This window comes from Bacteroidales bacterium, from assembly GCA_013314715.1.
GTDB lineage: Bacteria > Bacteroidota > Bacteroidia > Bacteroidales > GWA2-32-17 > Ch61.
In genome coordinates this window covers 81,049-97,482 of the sequence record JABUFC010000002.1, presented here as the reverse complement: position 1 = coordinate 97,482, position 16,434 = coordinate 81,049, and the positions used below count along the sequence as shown (strand labels likewise).

Here is a 16,434-nt window from a genome sequence, read left to right as displayed (position 1 = left end):
ATGATTCAATAATTATTTATATTGTTCGTTTTTTTTAAATTGTTTACCTTTATGGCATGAAAATACATATTATTATTTTATTTTTTTGTTTTTTAAGTAATTTTGGAAGTATAAGCTTATACGCTCAAAATAAAAAATATTTAGATAAAACATACGAGAATGCAGAATGGAGTTTTAAAAAAGGCGATTTTGTTCATGCAAGAAAGTATATAGATATGATTCTCGAAGACGATTCATCATATTTTAAGGCATATCGTCTTTTAGGTGAATATTTTTTAACTTTTGAATATTACGATTCATTATTGTTATATTACAAGCAATGTGTAAAATTTTGTGGAAAGAAATATCCCGAAACTTATTTTCAATTAGCCAATTATCAGTTTTATATTGGAAATGTAAATGAAGCATTAGAATTATATCGCTTGTTTTTATCAAAAGTTCCCAAAAGCAATTTAACATCTGTTGTAAACGATCAAATAAAGCGATGCGAATATGCAATAGAAATAATGAAAACTCCTGTAGCCTTTAATCCCGAAAATTTGGGCGATGGTATAAATAGTGAATGCGATGAATACTATCCATATATATCGCCTGATGAAGAAATAATGGTTTTTACTCGAAAGATACCATTATGGAAAAATGCTTCACCTGCATCCGATAATACACAAGAAGATTTTTATATAAGTTATTACAAAGACTCAATATGGACAAAAGCAATACCTTTGCAAGGTAATGTTAACACTCGCTCTAATGAAGGGGCTCAAACCATTACAGCCGATGGGAAATATATGGTTTTTACTGCTTGCAATCGTTCAGATGGTAAAGGTTCTTGTGATTTGTATTATTCAGAAAAAACAGCTAATGGTTGGTCAAAAGCAAAAAATATTTCAGAAATAAATACTTCTGCTTGGGAATCTCAACCAAGTATTTCGGCAAATGGTAAAGAGTTGTATTTTAGTAGTGAACGTATCGATGGTATTGGCAATTCTGATATTTATGTGAGTTATCGAAGAAGTGATGGTAGTTGGGGCAAACCTCAAATACTCGATACTGTTATTAATACTCCAATGGCGGAAACATCACCTTTTATTCATCCCGATGGGAATACACTTTATTTTTGTTCAAATGGTCATTGGGGGGTAGGAGGTTTCGATATTTTTGTTAGTCGAAGAGACCAAGAAGGAAAGTGGACTAAACCAGTAAATTTGGGTTATCCAATAAATACAACCAAAAACGAAATAGGTTTAGTTGTTTCAGCTTCGGGCAAAAGAGCCTATATTACTTCATCGCGTGAAGGAGGCTTTGGCTTAAACGATATTTATGCATTCGATTTGCCCAGTAGTGTTCAACCCGAAGAAATAACCTATATAAAAGGAAAGATTGTCGACAAAAAAACAAGCAAACCTTTGCCTGCTCGTTGTGAAATTATCGATTTAGAAAAAAATAAAATTGTTTTTTCTACTCAGGCCGATACTGTATTGGGCGAGTTCTTGTTGTGCTTGCAAAAAGGGAAAGAATATGGTATGTTTATTTCATCTGATGGATATTTATTTCATTCAGAAAATATATTATTTAATCAATCACAAGGAGCTTTAGTAAAACAAATAGAATTATTACCTATCGAAGTGGGGGCATCTATGGTTTTACCCAATGTGTTTTTTAAAACAGATTCTTTTCAACTAAAGAAAAATTCTTATACAGAATTAGAAAAAATAGTACAGTTTATGATGGTTAATCATCATATAAAGATAGAGATTAGTGGTCATACCGATAACACAGGAAATGATGCTTACAATCAATTGTTATCTGAAAAAAGAGCTCAGGCTGTTTATAATTTTCTTATTGCAAAGGGAATTCCTGCTAATAGAATGAAGTATGTAGGTTATGGTAGTTCAAAACCTTTAGATACCAACGATACAACTGAGGGGAAAGCACTCAATAGAAGAACTGAATTAAAAATAATTCAATAGTAGATATGATACAGAAACTTTATAAATATTTCTGTATATTATTATTTGTATTTTCTAATCATTATTTTTTATTTGCTCAAGACACATTATCAACCAGCGATTTAGATTATAATTTATTATTAGCCGCTTATAATGGTAATGCAGATTCTATTGTATATTGGTTAAATCAGGGAGCCAATGCCAATGCTATTTCTAATGATGGGATAAGTGCTTTAAATTATGCTATTCAAAGCAATCAACTTCTTGCTGTTAAAGCCTTAGTTTTAAATGGTGCTGATGTTAATTATAGTTCATTTTTTTGTTTACCTCCGCTATTTATGGCTATTGCTTACGATAATTACGATATGGTTTTGTATTTAATCGAAAATGGTAGCGATGTTAATAAAACAATCCGAAATAAGGTTTCGCCTCTTCATTATGCAGTAAGATTTGCAAATAAAGATATTATAGAGCTATTAGTAAAAAAAGGAGCTAAGCTTAATAGCTTAGACGAAGATGGAAATTCATGTATGATGGGAGCCGTATATTATGGACGTTCTGATTTAATTCCTTTTTTTGCAAAAAATACAAATCTTGTTAGTTTTCCTGATAATAATGGGTTAAGTCCTTTGTTATTGGCAGTTCAAAAAGGCGATACCCTTATGGCCGAGCAATTGCTTTTAAATGGTGCAAGTATTAATGAACAAAGTAATAATGGATATGGACTTATTGAATATGCCTTACTGTCAAAAAACACCCATGTTTTAAATTGGTCATTAAAGAAAAAGCCTATAAACAATCAATCCGGTAATCTTATAAAATTGGCTTATTATTTAGGAGATAGAAAACAAGTTCGTTTATTTAAAAAATATGGAATTCCTGTATATTGGGGACCTATTATACCTTTATTAAATTGGGGATTTTCGAATAGTTTTAATACAAACGATATGCTTTGGGGACTTGCTTTTAATATTTTCGAAACACATTATGGTATTAATTTTACTTGTTCGTATCAAACTCGATTATGGGCAAACCGAATCCTTATAAAACAAGATGCTCATACTTATTATCAATTTTGGGAAACACGATCTCTTTGGGGAACATCATTAAGCAAGAGAATATTAATAAAAAACAATGTAAATAATAAAGTTTATATCAATACTGGATTCACAGGTTATATAAGTTATGGAAAATATAGGGGAGCTGAAAATAGACCACCATCCTATACTTTATTATCTCCTATGTTAGAGTGTATGTTAAAAGGCAATTATTTTACTTGGTCTTTTGCATCAGAATATTATTATTTCAAAGATGAAAATGCTTTTCCTATTCATTTTAAAATAACAGCATACTTTAATATTCCTTTATCAAAATTTTATAATCCAAATAAAAAAATTGAATGGAAATGAAGCTTTTTTTTATAATTGTAATATTTTTTATTTTATTTTCATGTAATAATAAAAACGAGGATTGCGAGAATTATACATATGATTGCAATACTTTTGAGCCCTATGAATGGGAAATGCATATTAGTGTTACCATAAACAGTCAAAATCGCCATGTGCCCATTTGGATATACGAAGGCAAATATAATGACACCAGTCATTTGGTTTATACTGATACATTGACAATAAATACTACGTCGGTATATTTACCGCTTAATAAATATTATTATACTAAAGCTCAGTATTCGGTTAATGGTCATATTGTATATGCTATCGATGGAGTGTTTTTTAAAAAATACTCACGAACTGTTTGCGATTCAACATGCTGGTATATAAAAAATAGCGAAATGGATGTCCGTTTAAAATGACCATCCTAAGCCAACTAAAGGTCCAAAAACGGCTGTTTTTTGCAAGTTTCTACCTTTTAAATCATAGACTCTTTCGAGATGAATATCGGCACCTAATCGATACATAAATCCGCCTTTGGGATTTTGATGTCTAAAACCAATATAAAAGTAAGGTGTGAATGTTTTACGATTTTCGTAATAATACATTCCACCGCCTAGATCGAAATGATTCTTAATACCAAAAAATACATTGATACCTAATGGGAAAAAAATTTCTTGACCTTTAACGGTTGAATCGTTAGTAGCTTTTGAGTAACCAATGCCTAGTCTAATAGAAAGTGCATTTTTATCATCAGATTGAAGTATGCCATCGTAGTTAATTGAATACCGTAATCCGGTATAATAACCATATGTCATTCCTGCTTCACCAAAAAATGTTTGCGAACCTAAACGCTTACGAACAAATTTTGATCGTTTGGGAGCATAAATAGAAACTGAATTATCGTTATTAGAATAAAATAAAGGAGGGAATGAAGCAAAAACATCATCAATTATTAACAAAAAGAAAAAAATAATATAAATGTGTTTAAAACTCATTGATTAAATAATGGTGTAAAAGTAAAAAAAAAGTTACTTTCGTGCAAAATTTACATGTAAATTTACCTAAATTATTTATGAACAAAAAGTGGATTTTATTAACAGCAGAAGAATTAGGGCTTAAAGAATGGCAAATTGAAAATACTTGGAGACTTGCGCAAGAAGGAGCAACTATACCTTTTATAGCTCGATATCGTAAAGAAGTTACCGGAAATTTAGACGAAGTTTTAATATCACAGTTATTTCAAAAATTAGATTTTATAAATGAATTTGAACAAAGAAGGAATTATATATTAACATCCATTGCTCAGCAAAATTTATTAACTGAACCATTAAAAAAAGAAATTGAACAATGTTACAATATTAATATATTAGAAGATCTTTATTTGCCATTTAAGCCTAAACGAAAAAATAAAGCTTCTATTGCTCGCGAACTAGGATTAGAACCATTAGCAAAATTAATATTTGAACAGCATAGTTACGATATACCAAATCTTGAAAAATATTTGAATGAAAAAATTGATAATGAGCAACAAGTACTAGAGGGTGCAAAAAGTATTATTATTGAGTGGATATACGAAAATAGGAATGCACGCGAGTTGATACGTCAACAGTTTGCTAAATATGCAGAAATTAAATCAAAAGTTATTAAAACAAAAATTGCCGACGCTGAAAAGTATAAAAATTATTTCGATTTTAAAGAACGACTTCAACGTTGCCCTTCTCATAGAATATTAGCCATGTTGAGAGGCGAAAACGAAGGATTTTTAAAAGTATCAATTTGTATCGACGATGATATTGCCTTAGACCGTTTATCGTATTTATTTATTAAAGGGAAAGGCAAAAATTCTGCTATTGTTAGTGAATGTATGCGTGAAGCCTATTTAAAACATATAAAGCCTTCTATTGAGAATGAATATTATACTTTGTCTAAGCAAGCTGCCGATAAAGAGGCAATTAAGGTATTTTCCGATAATTTAAAACAATTATTATTGACACCACCCATTGGCGAGAAACGTGTAATGGGAATCGATCCCGGATATAAAACAGGTTGCAAAGTGGTTTGCATTGATGAACACGGTACATTATTACACAACGAAACCATTTATCCACATCCGCCACAAAATGAGCATAAATTAGCAGAAAAAAAAATTGTATCATTGGTAAATGCTTATAAGATTGATTATATTGCGGTGGGCAATGGAACTGCCAGTCGTGAAACAGAGGCCTTTTTATCTAAAATACCATTCTCTAAAAATGTAAAAATATATGTGGTAAGTGAAGCTGGAGCTTCGGTATATAGCGCATCAGATATAGCACGCAAAGAATTTCCAAATTACGATATAACTGTACGTGGGGCAGTATCAATCGCTCGTCGCTTACAAGATCCATTGGCAGAATTGGTAAAAATTGAACCTAAAGCTATTGGAATAGGACAGTATCAACACGATGTCGACCAAAAATTGTTAAAAATTGCACTTGAAGAAACTGTTATCGAATGTGTAAATAAAGTGGGAGTGCAGCTCAATAGTTGCTCCGAGTATTTATTGCAATATGTTTCGGGAATTGGCGAAAAAATGGCACAAACCATTGTGGAGTATAGAAAGAAAAACGGAAGGTTTAATAATATTTACGATTTACTTAAAGTTCCATGGTTTGGCGAGAAGGCTTTTAAGCTTTCTGCTGGTTTTTTAAGAATTGAAAATGGCGATAATCCTTTAGATAATACAGGTATTCATCCAGAAAAATACGATTTAGTAGAAAAAATAGCATTCGATTTACAAACCGATATTCATCATTTAATTGGAAATAAAGAACTCATTGCAAAAATTGATATAGCAAAGTATATCAGTGATGATACAGGCGAAGAAACACTTAAGGATATAGTTAATGATTTAATGAACCCTGGTTATGATATGCGTTTTAGGGTTAAGATTTTGGAATTTGATCCATCGATAAAACATTTTGAAAACTTAAAAATTGGAATGGTTTTAAATGGTATAGTAACTAACATTACTAATTTTGGCGCTTTTATAAATATCGGTATAAAAGAAAGTGGATTGCTTCATATTTCTAATATTACCAACGAATTTATTAAAAATCCAAATGAGATTTTGCATATTCATCAACATGTTAAAGTAAAAGTAATTGGAATTGATGAGGGGTTAAGAAGAATAAGTTTAAGCATGAAGGATGTTAATTGAATAACGAGTTCTTTGCAAGGCTATTAACATGCAAATGTGTGATTGTTAATAACTTATTGATATTTATTATTATATTCCTGAAATAATGCTTATTTTAACGATATAAAATTAAAAAAATCAGAAAATAAGACCTTTGCAAAATTTGAATAAAACAACAGTAATTGTAAAAAAATCAATCTTATTTTCAATTTTTTTTCAATTACATGAGAAGAAAAAAGGAGTTTTGCAAAGGTTTCATGATGTGAATGATGTTTTTTGATTGGATGCTGAAATAAAATCAGCATGACGATTAGGGGAGGTAATGTTGTAGTTTGAGGAGATGCTGAAACAAGTTCAGCATGACGGTTAGGGGAGGTAATGTTGTAGTTTGTGGAGATACTGAAACGAGTTTAGCATGACGATTAAGGGAGGCAATGTTGTAGTTTGTGGAGATACTGAAACGAGTTTAGCATGACGATTAAGGGAGGTTAATGTTGTAGTTTGTGGAGATACTGAAACGAGTTCAGCATGACGATTAAGGGAGGTTAATGTTGTAGTTTGAGGAGATACTGAAACGAGTTCAGTATGACGATTAAGGGAGGTAATGTTGTAGTTTGTGGAGATACTGAAACGAGTTCAGCATGACGATTAGGGGAGGTAATGTTGTAGTATGTGGAGATACTGAAACAAGTTCAGTATGACGATTAAGGGAGGTAATGTTGTAGTTTGTGGAGATACTGAAACGAGTTCAGCATGACGATTAGGGGAGGTAATGTTGTAGTTTGAGGAGATGCTGAAACAAGTTCAGCATGACGGTTAGGGGAGGTAATGTTGTAGTTTGTGGAGATACTGAAACAAGTTCAGTATGACGATTAAGGGAGGTAATGTTGTAGTTTGTGGAGATACTGAAACGAGTTCAGCATGACGGTTGGAGGGTAGTATGGTGGTCTTTTGAAATAGGCAATACTCACCACACCATTCGTCATCCCGAACTTGTTTCGGGATCTTCCCACGACTTCGCCACTTTTTAGGCTTTAGTAATTGACATACAAATACATAAGAAATTATGTAGGCACTACATGATTTTACAAGTAATTATATATCAATACATTATTGAATCATAAATGGAATATTTGATATTTTTAATCCTACGGATTGATAAATTTCTTTTGCTTGTTGAGTTATATTTGACAAAATACCATATCGTTTATTTGATTTTTTATCACGTAAAATACTTAGTTGTACACTTAACAACAATTGACCTATAATTTGTGGTGAGACTGCCTTCCCTATAACTCGCATACAATATTGTAATTGTCGCGATAAGCATAAAGCTATGGCGATATGTTTGAGCCGTTTTAAATCATCATCATTGAGAGCCGTTCCTACGTGTCGAACAATCGTTGTTTTATTTTATTCCCATCACGCATATTCAACTATTTGAACGGCTTTTTGGGAGCGAATTCAGGGATGTTATAATTCGTACATACATGTTGCAAATATAAATCAAGACCTTAGCAAAATTAGAATAAAACAATAGTAATCGTAAAAAAATCAATCTTATTTTCAATTTTTTTTCAATTACATGAGAAGAAAAAAGGAGTTTTGCAAAGGTCTCATAACTTAATTTTATTGGGTTTATTTTTTATAGTGTCAAAATAAAAAAGCCAGCTTTGAGGGGCTGGCTTATTTTGATTAAGATCAAAAGAAAAAATTATTTTTGTTTAGCTTCAATTTTTTTAATTACTTCTTCTGGTAATTTATTGAGAGAGTTTGTTTCACCAAAAATTTCAATAGATTTTTTGTTGTACGCATAAGCAGCTTCTTCGGGAGTTTCGTATGCACCTAATGAAATACCTTTTCGATTAACATAAATATAAGCATAATATTTTTTCCCTTGTTTTACTACGCCTCTATATCCTGTACTATTTTTGACTTTTTTAGTATTTCTAACTAAAAATGAAAAAGTGCTCCATTCTAGATTCTCTAAACGGCAATCGTGTGGAATAGAATTTTTAAATCGAACAAACCAACGTACTTTGTTATCAGGCTTTTTAATAAAACGTTCGGCAATAAGCTTATGCAAATATATGGTTTCATTTGCATATTTTAAACCAGCTTCACTGGGTTTCCAGTTTTTTTGAAAAAATACGTAGCCATTTGAATGTTCACGTAAATTTTCAAAAAATTTAATTTGTTTTAAATGAGGGTCATTTACCAACTCATTGAAAACCTTTTCATCTAATAAGGCTTTCTTGTCGCTGTTTTTTAAAGAAATTTTTACTAGCATTGCAATAATTTTTTAAGGTTAAACATTTCAAAAAACAAAGATATATCATATTATTTTAAAATTCAAAAATATTTTTCTAATTTTCTTAAAATAAGATTATTAATATATAATTACATCTTCATAGTGTTTATAGAATATTGATTTGACGTGTTTTTTTTAAATACTAAATACTATTTTGGGGTAATATTTTACATAGTTGACAGAAAAAATACTTGTTTTTATATGATGGTTACTTTTACAGTATTAAGGATTTGTTTAAATTTGCTCCAAAATAAACAAAAACAATATGTTAAACGATCATGATTGGCAGAGTCGAACGCGTTTGCTTGTGGGCGATAAAGGTATAGAAAAGTTATCAAATGCACATGTATTAGTGGTTGGATTGGGTGGGGTGGGAGCCTTTGCAGCTGAAGTATTAGCAAGGGCAGGAATAGGTAAGCTAACGATAGTCGATTCTGATGTTTACAATGCATCAAATCGGAATAGACAAACGGCCGCTTTAATTAGCACTGAAGGAAAATACAAAACCGATGTTGTTGAGCAACGATTAAAAGATATAAATGCCGATATAAGTGTAAATAAACGAACAATTTACTTAAAAGATGATAATATTACCAATCTTTTGTCGGAGAGTCGTTATACCTATGTGTTAGATGCCATAGATAGTTTGTCGCCTAAAATATTTTTAATTTATCATGCACTGCAATTAAATTTAAATATAATTAGTTCTATGGGAAGCGGGGGTAAATTCGATCCACAACAAATTCGTATAACCGATATTGCCGAATCGTTTGAGTGTCGATTAGCTTTTATTTTAAGAAAAAAACTACACCGATTAGGAGTATATTCTGGCTTTAAAGTAGTGTTTTCAACCGAAAAGGTTGACAAGTCGCTTGTGTTACCGATCGAAGGTGTTCCCAATAAAAAATCAGTAGTTGGAACAATATCGTATATGCCACCTATTTTTGGGGCATTTGCTGCTTCAGAAATTATCAGAGATATTTTGAAATAAACATATTTTCGCATAACTTAGCAAAAAATAATTCTATTATGAAGGCTTTCGATTTTTCATACTTATTGCGTAAAACGATTAAAACATTTTGGCGTTTTCCTATTCCTGTAATTTTAATATTACTTTCATTCTTTTCGACTGTTATTCTCATTTACAAAGAAAATGAGGCTAGTATATGGCAGCATTTGTTGCTAACCAGCGTGCTTGGCATACCATTGTTTGTTGCTTTTAATTTATATTTAGAGCGAGTCGAAACTCGCAGATGGTTCAATATTATAATCAATGCTATTGGATTCTTATTTTTAATATTATTCTTTATTAACTTACCTAGCAAACAAATATTTGAAAAACATTACATTCGAGCATTTATACTTTTTTTAACATTTTTAGCATCTATGTTTTATTTACCTTTTATTGGCTTTCATCAACAAATGCCTTTTTGGTATTACAATAAACAGTTTATTAAACGAATTTTAATTTCATTTTTCTTTAGTACCATTATTTATCTGGGGTTACTTTTTGCTATTTTAGCTATCGATGTTTTGTTCGGTGTTAACATCAACTATAAATATTACCTTTATATCTCTGCATTTTCATATATGTTACTACTACCATGGCTTATTTTAGGTGGATTACAATTAAAGTTTACTTATCATGCTAATAAACAATTTTATCCTAAAGAGGTCAGAACCTTTGCTCTGTATGTATTATTACCTTTAAACTTAATTTATGGAATTATTTTATTCGTATATTCAATAAAAATTATAATTTCTGGCATTTGGCCATCTGGATGGACGGTGGGCTTAATTATGGGATATTCTATCATACATCTTTTAATTATTGTTTTAACATTTCCTGTGCTTTTTGATAAAGAAAATAAAATTTTAGTTAAGTATGTTTTTATCAATTTTATATTTATTGTACTGTTTTTAGTAATGTACTTTTTAGCTATTTTCAAAAGAATTCAAGAATATGGATTAACAGAGCATCGTGTTATTGTAATTTTATTCGGAATATGGATGTTATTTTTAAGTATTTATTTGTTTATTAAAAAAATTCAAGATTTACGCGTAATTCCATTTAGTTTTATCATTTTAGCTTTTCTCTCAGTGAGTGGACCATGGAATATGTTTAGAATTTGTAAAAAACAGCAAATAAAAAGATGGGAATATTTGTTAGTTAAAAACGATTTGTTACAACAAGGCAAAATCAATGCTTTCGAAAAAAATGTGGATCCTAAAACGCAAACTGACCTTAGTTCAATTGCATTGTATCTTTATGAAACACACGGAAGCAATACGCTTAAACCATATTTTAAGGTTAATATTGATTCACTTTTCAATAATAGCAAATCGAACTATATAAATTATTATGATAAAATGTCAGAATTGTTTTCGAGTGTAGGTTTAACATTTAATCCTTATTATTTTGCTAATAAATATTCATCAAATTATGAATTTTATACCAATGATGTTAATAGCTCATTAAAGGTTGATAGTTCTTTGTTTATTTGTTTTTTGAATGTTTATTCTAATAACGAAGTAATTGCATATAAACAAAACTTTCAGCTTAATGATAGTTTAAATCTCGAATTATCGTTGCAAAAAAAGACAGGTTGTTTATTGATTAAATTAAATAATAAGCTCGAAACAATATTAAATTTACATGCCTTTGTTAATGAATTAAACAAATATACTCCACTTTCAAAACATTCAAACTCTATCAATTTAAAATCCGAACATCTAAGGAAAGAAATATTTGGTTCTACTTATAGATATGAATTTATTTTAAATCGAATGGAATATGATATAGAAAATAAAACCAATATACCCATTAGTTTTTCTGGTTATCTATTGATAAAAGATAAACCATAAACAAAAATAGGTAAAACAAAACTATAACTAAAATAGTTATCATTTTACTGATAAAAAACATATCTTCATTTAGATAGAATAGCTAACTTTGCGGTTAAATTCAAAATCAATATGAGTACGAAGCAAAAATTGTTTAGCGAATTTCCTCCTATTACAACTCAGCAGTGGGAAGAAATTATTATCAAAGAATTGAAAGGTGCCGATTACGAAAAAAAATTAATATGGAAATCGAACGAGGGTATTACTGTAAAACCATACTATCGTAAAGAAGATATTGAATCGATACCCTGGATTAAGCACGACGATAAAAATTTACCTCTTTACAGGAGTCATAAAACCCAAAATAACAATTGGATTATTTTCGAAGAAGTATATGTAGGCAACATTCAAAATGCTAACAAACAAGCTATAGAAGCTTTAAATAAAGGAGCTGAAGGAATTGAATTTATAATTCAAGAAAAAATTCATTACGATTTAGTACACTTATTCCAAAAACAAAGTGAGTTTTCTGAATTGGTTAATGGCATAAATTTAGAGACAACTCCTATTCGATTTGTGAGTGGATGTAGTACAGGCGTTATTCTTTCTATGCTCGATGAAGAAATAAAAAAACAAAAACTCGATAAAACAAAATTAAACGTTAGCTTTGATTACGATCCTATTGGGCATTTAACTTTAAATGGTAACTTTTTTGTTTCAGAAGAGAATACTTTTGAACAGTTAAGTTCACTTATAAAATTTTTTAAACAAGTTGTTCAAAAAGGTAAGCTTATTGGCATAAATGGTTATTTCTTCCAAAATGCAGGTTCTACCATAGTTCAAGAAATTGCATTGAGTTTAGCTATAGCTGCCGAATATTTTACAAAGCTTAGCGAAAACGAAAAACACGCTATTGAAGAAATTGCAAACTTAATAAGCCTCAATATGGGTGTTGGCTCCAATTACTTTATGGAAATTGCAAAGCTCAGAGCCATTCGCTATTTATGGGGAAAATTATTAGAAGCTTTTGATCAAAAATCAGAAGATTTACCTATTTACATACATACTATAACATCAAATTGGAATAAAACAGCTTACGACCCATATGTTAATTTGTTAAGAAATACTACAGAAGCAATGTCGGCAGTATTAGGTGGTACCGATTCGCTTACTGTACGACCATTTGATGCCATTTACAAGAGTTCCGACGCTTTTTCGCAACATTTAGCTCGTAATATTCAACTTATTTTAAAAGAAGAAGCACATCTCGATAAAGTAATTGACCCTGCAGGTGGCTCGTATTATATCGAATCACTTACCAATTCACTCATTGAAGAAGGCTGGAAACTCTTTATGCAAATACAGGATATGGGAGGGTATATTGCTGCATTTAAAGAAGGCAAAATACAAGAAATGATTGAAAATACTCAGCAAAAACGCGATATGCATATTGCCATGCGTCAAGAAATATTGCTGGGAACTAATCAATATCCAAATTTAAAAGAAAATATATCTCAACAAGTGGTGCCTTGTTTAATGGCAGGCTTAATGCCTTCGGGTAAGCCTACTGTTAATAAGCCCATAAAACTTTATCGTGGAGCTCAAGCTTTTGAAGATTTGCGTCTCGAAACTGAAAAAATGAAACGTCGCCCTAAAGTTTTCTTATTTACTTATGGCAACCTTGCTATGCGTAAAGCTCGAGCCAATTTTAGTATCAACTTCTTTGGATGTGCTGGATTTGAAATAATTGATAATCCTGGATTTTCTACTATTCAACAAGGAATTGATGAAGTTCGTAAAACAAAACCAGAATTCGTTGTAATTTGCTCCAGTGATGAAGAATATCCTGAAATTGTGCCTGTTATTATTGAGGCATTAAAAAATGAGACTATTCTTGTTTTGGCAGGATTTCCCAAAGATTATATCGAACATTTTAAAACATTGGGATTGCAACATTACATTCATATTAAATCAAATGTACTAGAAACATTAAAACAATTTCAATCTATCGTAAAACAGATTGTAATTAAAAATTAAAAAATTACGAGTTGCCAATAATTAAAAATAAGAAAGTATGAAGCCAAATTTTCATAAAATAAATATCCAACAATCATCCCATACAGTTAAAGTAAATAAAAACGATGATTCGTGGTTAACTGCTGAACAAATAAACATTAAAAATCTTTATACTTTAACTGATATCGAAGAATTAGAGCATTTAGACTACGCTGCTGGTTTACCTCCTTATCTACGAGGTCCATATTCGACCATGTATGTAATGAAACCTTGGACCATACGACAATATGCAGGTTTTTCGACCGCCGAAGAATCCAATGCTTTTTATCGTCGTAATTTAGCTGCTGGGCAAATGGGGTTGTCGGTCGCTTTCGACTTGGCTACCCATCGTGGATATGATAGCGATCACGAACGCGTAGTAGGCGATGTGGGCAAAGCTGGTGTGGCTATTGATTCAGTGCTCGATATGAAAATCTTATTCGATCAAATCCCATTGAATAAGATGTCGGTTTCGATGACTATGAATGGAGCCGTAATCCCTATTTTGGCTTTTTATATCGTTACGGCACTCGAACAAGGAGCAAAGCTCGAAGAACTTTCGGGAACTATACAAAACGACATACTCAAAGAATTTATGGTACGCAATACTTACATATACCCTCCTGAACCATCGATGCGAATTATTGCCGATATTTTTAAATATACATCGCAAAATATGCCCAAATTCAATAGCATCAGTATTTCTGGCTATCATATGCAAGAAGCTGGAGCTACTGCCGATATAGAATTGGCATATACCTTAGCTGATGGATTAGAATACTTGCGTACAGGTATAAAGGCAGGAATGAATATCGACGATTTTGCACCACGATTGTCATTTTTCTGGGGAGTAGGCATGAACCACTTTATGGAAATTGCTAAAATGCGAGCTGCACGTATGTTATGGGCAAAAATTGTTAAACAATTCAACCCCAAAAATCCAAAATCGTTAGCTTTGCGTACTCACTGCCAAACTTCAGGTTGGAGCCTAACCGAACAAGACCCATTTAACAATGTGGCTCGTACTTGTATTGAGGCTTTAGGAGCTGCTTTAGGTCATACTCAATCGCTTCATACGAACGCATTAGACGAGGCTATTGCATTACCTACTGATTTCTCGGCACGTATTGCACGTAATACACAAATTTATTTACAAGAAGAAACTTACATTTGCAAATCGGTTGATCCTTGGGGCGGTTCGTATTATGTTGAATATTTAACAAACGAAATAGCTCACAAAGCATGGGCATTGATTCAAGAAATTGAAGAACTTGGCGGAATGGCTAAAGCTATTGAAACAGGCATTCCTAAGATGCGCATCGAGGAAGCTGCTGCTCGTAAGCAAGCAAAAATCGATTCGGGCAAAGAAATTATTGTTGGTGTAAATAAATATCGTTTAGAAAAAGAAGCTCCAATCGAAATTCTTGAAGTCGACAATACAGCTGTTCGTGAAGCACAAATACGAAGACTTAATGAATTAAAAGCTAACAGAGATAACATGGCAGTGCAAAAAGCACTCGATGCTATTACCAATGCTTGTGCTACTGGCGAAGGAAACTTATTAGAATTAGCTGTCGATGCAGCGGCTAAAAGAGCTACTTTAGGCGAAATTTCGTATGCAATGGAAAAAGTTTATGGACGATATAAAGCAAATATTCGTATGATATCTGGTGTTTATAGCTCAGAAACTCAAGATAATGAAGATTTTAAAGAAGCAAAACGTTTAACCGACTTATTTGCACAAAAAGAAGGACGCCGTCCGCGTATCATGATTGCCAAAATGGGACAAGATGGACACGACCGTGGAGCCAAAGTGGTTGCAACAGCCTATGCCGATATGGGATTTGATGTAGATATGGGACCACTTTTCCAAACACCTGCCGAAGCAGCAAAACAAGCTGTAGAAAATGACGTACATATATTGGGCGTTTCGAGTTTAGCTGCCGGACACAAAACATTAGTACCACAAGTAATGGAAGAATTAAAAAAACTCGGTCGCGAAGATATTTTTGTAATTGTTGGAGGTGTTATACCACCACAAGATTACGACTATTTATACAATTTAGGAGTTGTAGGTATTTTTGGTCCTGGAACACCCATTGCACAAGCGGCTATAAAAATATTAAAGGTATTATTAGAAAATAATGAATAGAATCTTTTGTCTTTTTAGCTTTTTATTATTAACCTTATTATTATCTGCTCAACCTAAAATAGAAAATATGAATAATGTGGATATTAATAAGTATGCTAAAACATGGTACGAAATAGGCCGTTTCCCTCATCGATTTGAAAAAAAATTAACTCATGTTTCTGCTACTTATCAAATTCTGCCTAATGGAAAAATATCAGTTCTAAACAAAGGATATAATGCCCAAAATAAACTAAAGCAAATTAAAGGTATTGCTTGGATTCCTAATCTTAATGAAAGCAATAAACTTAAAGTCCGTTTTTTTTGGCCATTTGCTGCTCCTTATTGGATTGAATACCTCGATCATGATTATACAATAGCTATTGTCGGAGGACCAAGTAAAAAATATTTATGGATATTAGCTGATAAACCTAAAATAGACGATAATACCTATCAATTTCTTCTAAATAAAGCAAAGGAATTAGGATATAATATTGAAAAAATAGAAAAAGTTAGTCAAGAAAAAAATACATACTAAAAAAATATGCCTTTGCTAAATTAATACAAAATAAGTA

General features: G+C 31.5%; 12 protein-coding genes. 9 read left to right on the top strand and 3 right to left on the bottom strand.

The genetic code is table 11. The annotated features are described in order from the left end of the window. Nucleotides 1-56: 56 nt before the first annotated feature. From HPY79_00960 to HPY79_00950, 3 genes are read left to right on the top strand one after another with little or no spacing between them, the layout of a single operon-like run. Nucleotides 57-1,970 (top strand): PD40 domain-containing protein, encoded by a 1,914-nt coding sequence (locus HPY79_00960; protein NSW44388.1) that lies wholly within the window; start codon nucleotides 57-59, stop codon nucleotides 1,968-1,970. Nucleotides 1,971-1,975: 5 nt separating this feature from the next. Next, nucleotides 1,976-3,358, top strand: a complete 1,383-nt coding sequence (locus HPY79_00955; GenBank protein ID NSW44387.1) for an ankyrin repeat domain-containing protein — start codon at nucleotides 1,976-1,978, stop codon at nucleotides 3,356-3,358. Beyond that, complete coding sequence (locus HPY79_00950) at nucleotides 3,355-3,762, top strand: hypothetical protein (protein ID NSW44386.1); 408 nt, start codon at nucleotides 3,355-3,357, stop codon at nucleotides 3,760-3,762. The genes HPY79_00955 and HPY79_00950 overlap by 4 nt, the downstream gene beginning before the upstream one ends. On the opposite strand, the gene HPY79_00945 is transcribed toward HPY79_00950, so the two are convergent. After that, nucleotides 3,754-4,338: a hypothetical protein gene (locus HPY79_00945; protein ID NSW44385.1), complete on the bottom strand. Its 585-nt coding sequence runs from the start codon at nucleotides 4,336-4,338 to the stop codon at nucleotides 3,754-3,756. The two genes, HPY79_00950 and HPY79_00945, sit on opposite strands and share 9 nt — an antisense overlap. 77 nt (nucleotides 4,339-4,415) lie before the next feature. Between HPY79_00945 and HPY79_00940 the strand changes: the two genes are divergently transcribed. Next, entirely contained in the window at nucleotides 4,416-6,542 is a 2,127-nt protein-coding gene (locus tag HPY79_00940; GenBank protein ID NSW44384.1) for an RNA-binding transcriptional accessory protein, read from the top strand. 1,089 nt (nucleotides 6,543-7,631) lie between these two features. Here the strand turns inward: HPY79_00940 and HPY79_00935 are convergent. After that, on the bottom strand, nucleotides 7,632-7,823 hold the full coding sequence (locus HPY79_00935) for a hypothetical protein (protein NSW44383.1): 192 nt from the start codon (nucleotides 7,821-7,823) through the stop codon (nucleotides 7,632-7,634). A gap of 412 nt (nucleotides 7,824-8,235) precedes the next feature. Continuing rightward, nucleotides 8,236-8,811, bottom strand: a complete 576-nt coding sequence (locus tag HPY79_00930) for a Pathogenesis-related transcriptional factor and ERF protein (protein ID NSW44382.1) — start codon at nucleotides 8,809-8,811, stop codon at nucleotides 8,236-8,238. Nucleotides 8,812-9,097: 286 nt separating this feature from the next. Between HPY79_00930 and HPY79_00925 the strand changes: the two genes are divergently transcribed. From HPY79_00925 to HPY79_00905, 5 genes are all read left to right on the top strand, one after another. Beyond that, entirely contained in the window at nucleotides 9,098-9,823 is a 726-nt protein-coding gene (locus HPY79_00925; GenBank protein NSW44381.1) for a tRNA threonylcarbamoyladenosine dehydratase, read from the top strand. Nucleotides 9,824-9,861: 38 nt separating this feature from the next. Continuing rightward, a complete protein-coding gene (locus HPY79_00920) occupies nucleotides 9,862-11,697 on the top strand; it encodes a DUF4153 domain-containing protein (protein NSW44380.1) in 1,836 nt (611 codons plus the stop codon). 111 nt (nucleotides 11,698-11,808) lie between these two features. Then, complete coding sequence (locus tag HPY79_00915; GenBank protein NSW44379.1) at nucleotides 11,809-13,713, top strand: methylmalonyl-CoA mutase small subunit; 1,905 nt, start codon at nucleotides 11,809-11,811, stop codon at nucleotides 13,711-13,713. Between the two features lie 37 nt (nucleotides 13,714-13,750). Further along, nucleotides 13,751-15,883 carry a methylmalonyl-CoA mutase gene (gene scpA, locus HPY79_00910; GenBank protein ID NSW44378.1) on the top strand — a complete coding sequence of 711 codons (2,133 nt, stop codon included), beginning with the start codon at nucleotides 13,751-13,753 and terminating at the stop codon, nucleotides 15,881-15,883. Next, a complete protein-coding gene (locus HPY79_00905; protein ID NSW44377.1) occupies nucleotides 15,876-16,397 on the top strand; it encodes a lipocalin family protein in 522 nt (173 codons plus the stop codon). The genes scpA and HPY79_00905 overlap by 8 nt, the downstream gene beginning before the upstream one ends. Nucleotides 16,398-16,434: the final 37 nt, after the last annotated feature.

Coding starts and splice junctions, on each gene's coding strand:
- HPY79_00935 (NSW44383.1), bottom strand. CDS start 7,823: ATGCGAGTTATAGGGAAGGCAGTCTCACCACAAATTATAGGTCAATTG.
- HPY79_00960 (NSW44388.1), top strand. CDS start 57: ATGAAAATACATATTATTATTTTATTTTTTTGTTTTTTAAGTAATTTT.
- HPY79_00920 (NSW44380.1), top strand. CDS start 9,862: ATGAAGGCTTTCGATTTTTCATACTTATTGCGTAAAACGATTAAAACA.
- HPY79_00955 (NSW44387.1), top strand. CDS start 1,976: ATGATACAGAAACTTTATAAATATTTCTGTATATTATTATTTGTATTT.
- scpA (NSW44378.1), top strand. CDS start 13,751: ATGAAGCCAAATTTTCATAAAATAAATATCCAACAATCATCCCATACA.
- HPY79_00945 (NSW44385.1), bottom strand. CDS start 4,338: ATGAGTTTTAAACACATTTATATTATTTTTTTCTTTTTGTTAATAATT.
- HPY79_00950 (NSW44386.1), top strand. CDS start 3,355: ATGAAGCTTTTTTTTATAATTGTAATATTTTTTATTTTATTTTCATGT.
- HPY79_00925 (NSW44381.1), top strand. CDS start 9,098: ATGTTAAACGATCATGATTGGCAGAGTCGAACGCGTTTGCTTGTGGGC.
- HPY79_00915 (NSW44379.1), top strand. CDS start 11,809: ATGAGTACGAAGCAAAAATTGTTTAGCGAATTTCCTCCTATTACAACT.
- HPY79_00905 (NSW44377.1), top strand. CDS start 15,876: ATGAATAGAATCTTTTGTCTTTTTAGCTTTTTATTATTAACCTTATTA.
- HPY79_00930 (NSW44382.1), bottom strand. CDS start 8,811: ATGCTAGTAAAAATTTCTTTAAAAAACAGCGACAAGAAAGCCTTATTA.
- HPY79_00940 (NSW44384.1), top strand. CDS start 4,416: ATGAACAAAAAGTGGATTTTATTAACAGCAGAAGAATTAGGGCTTAAA.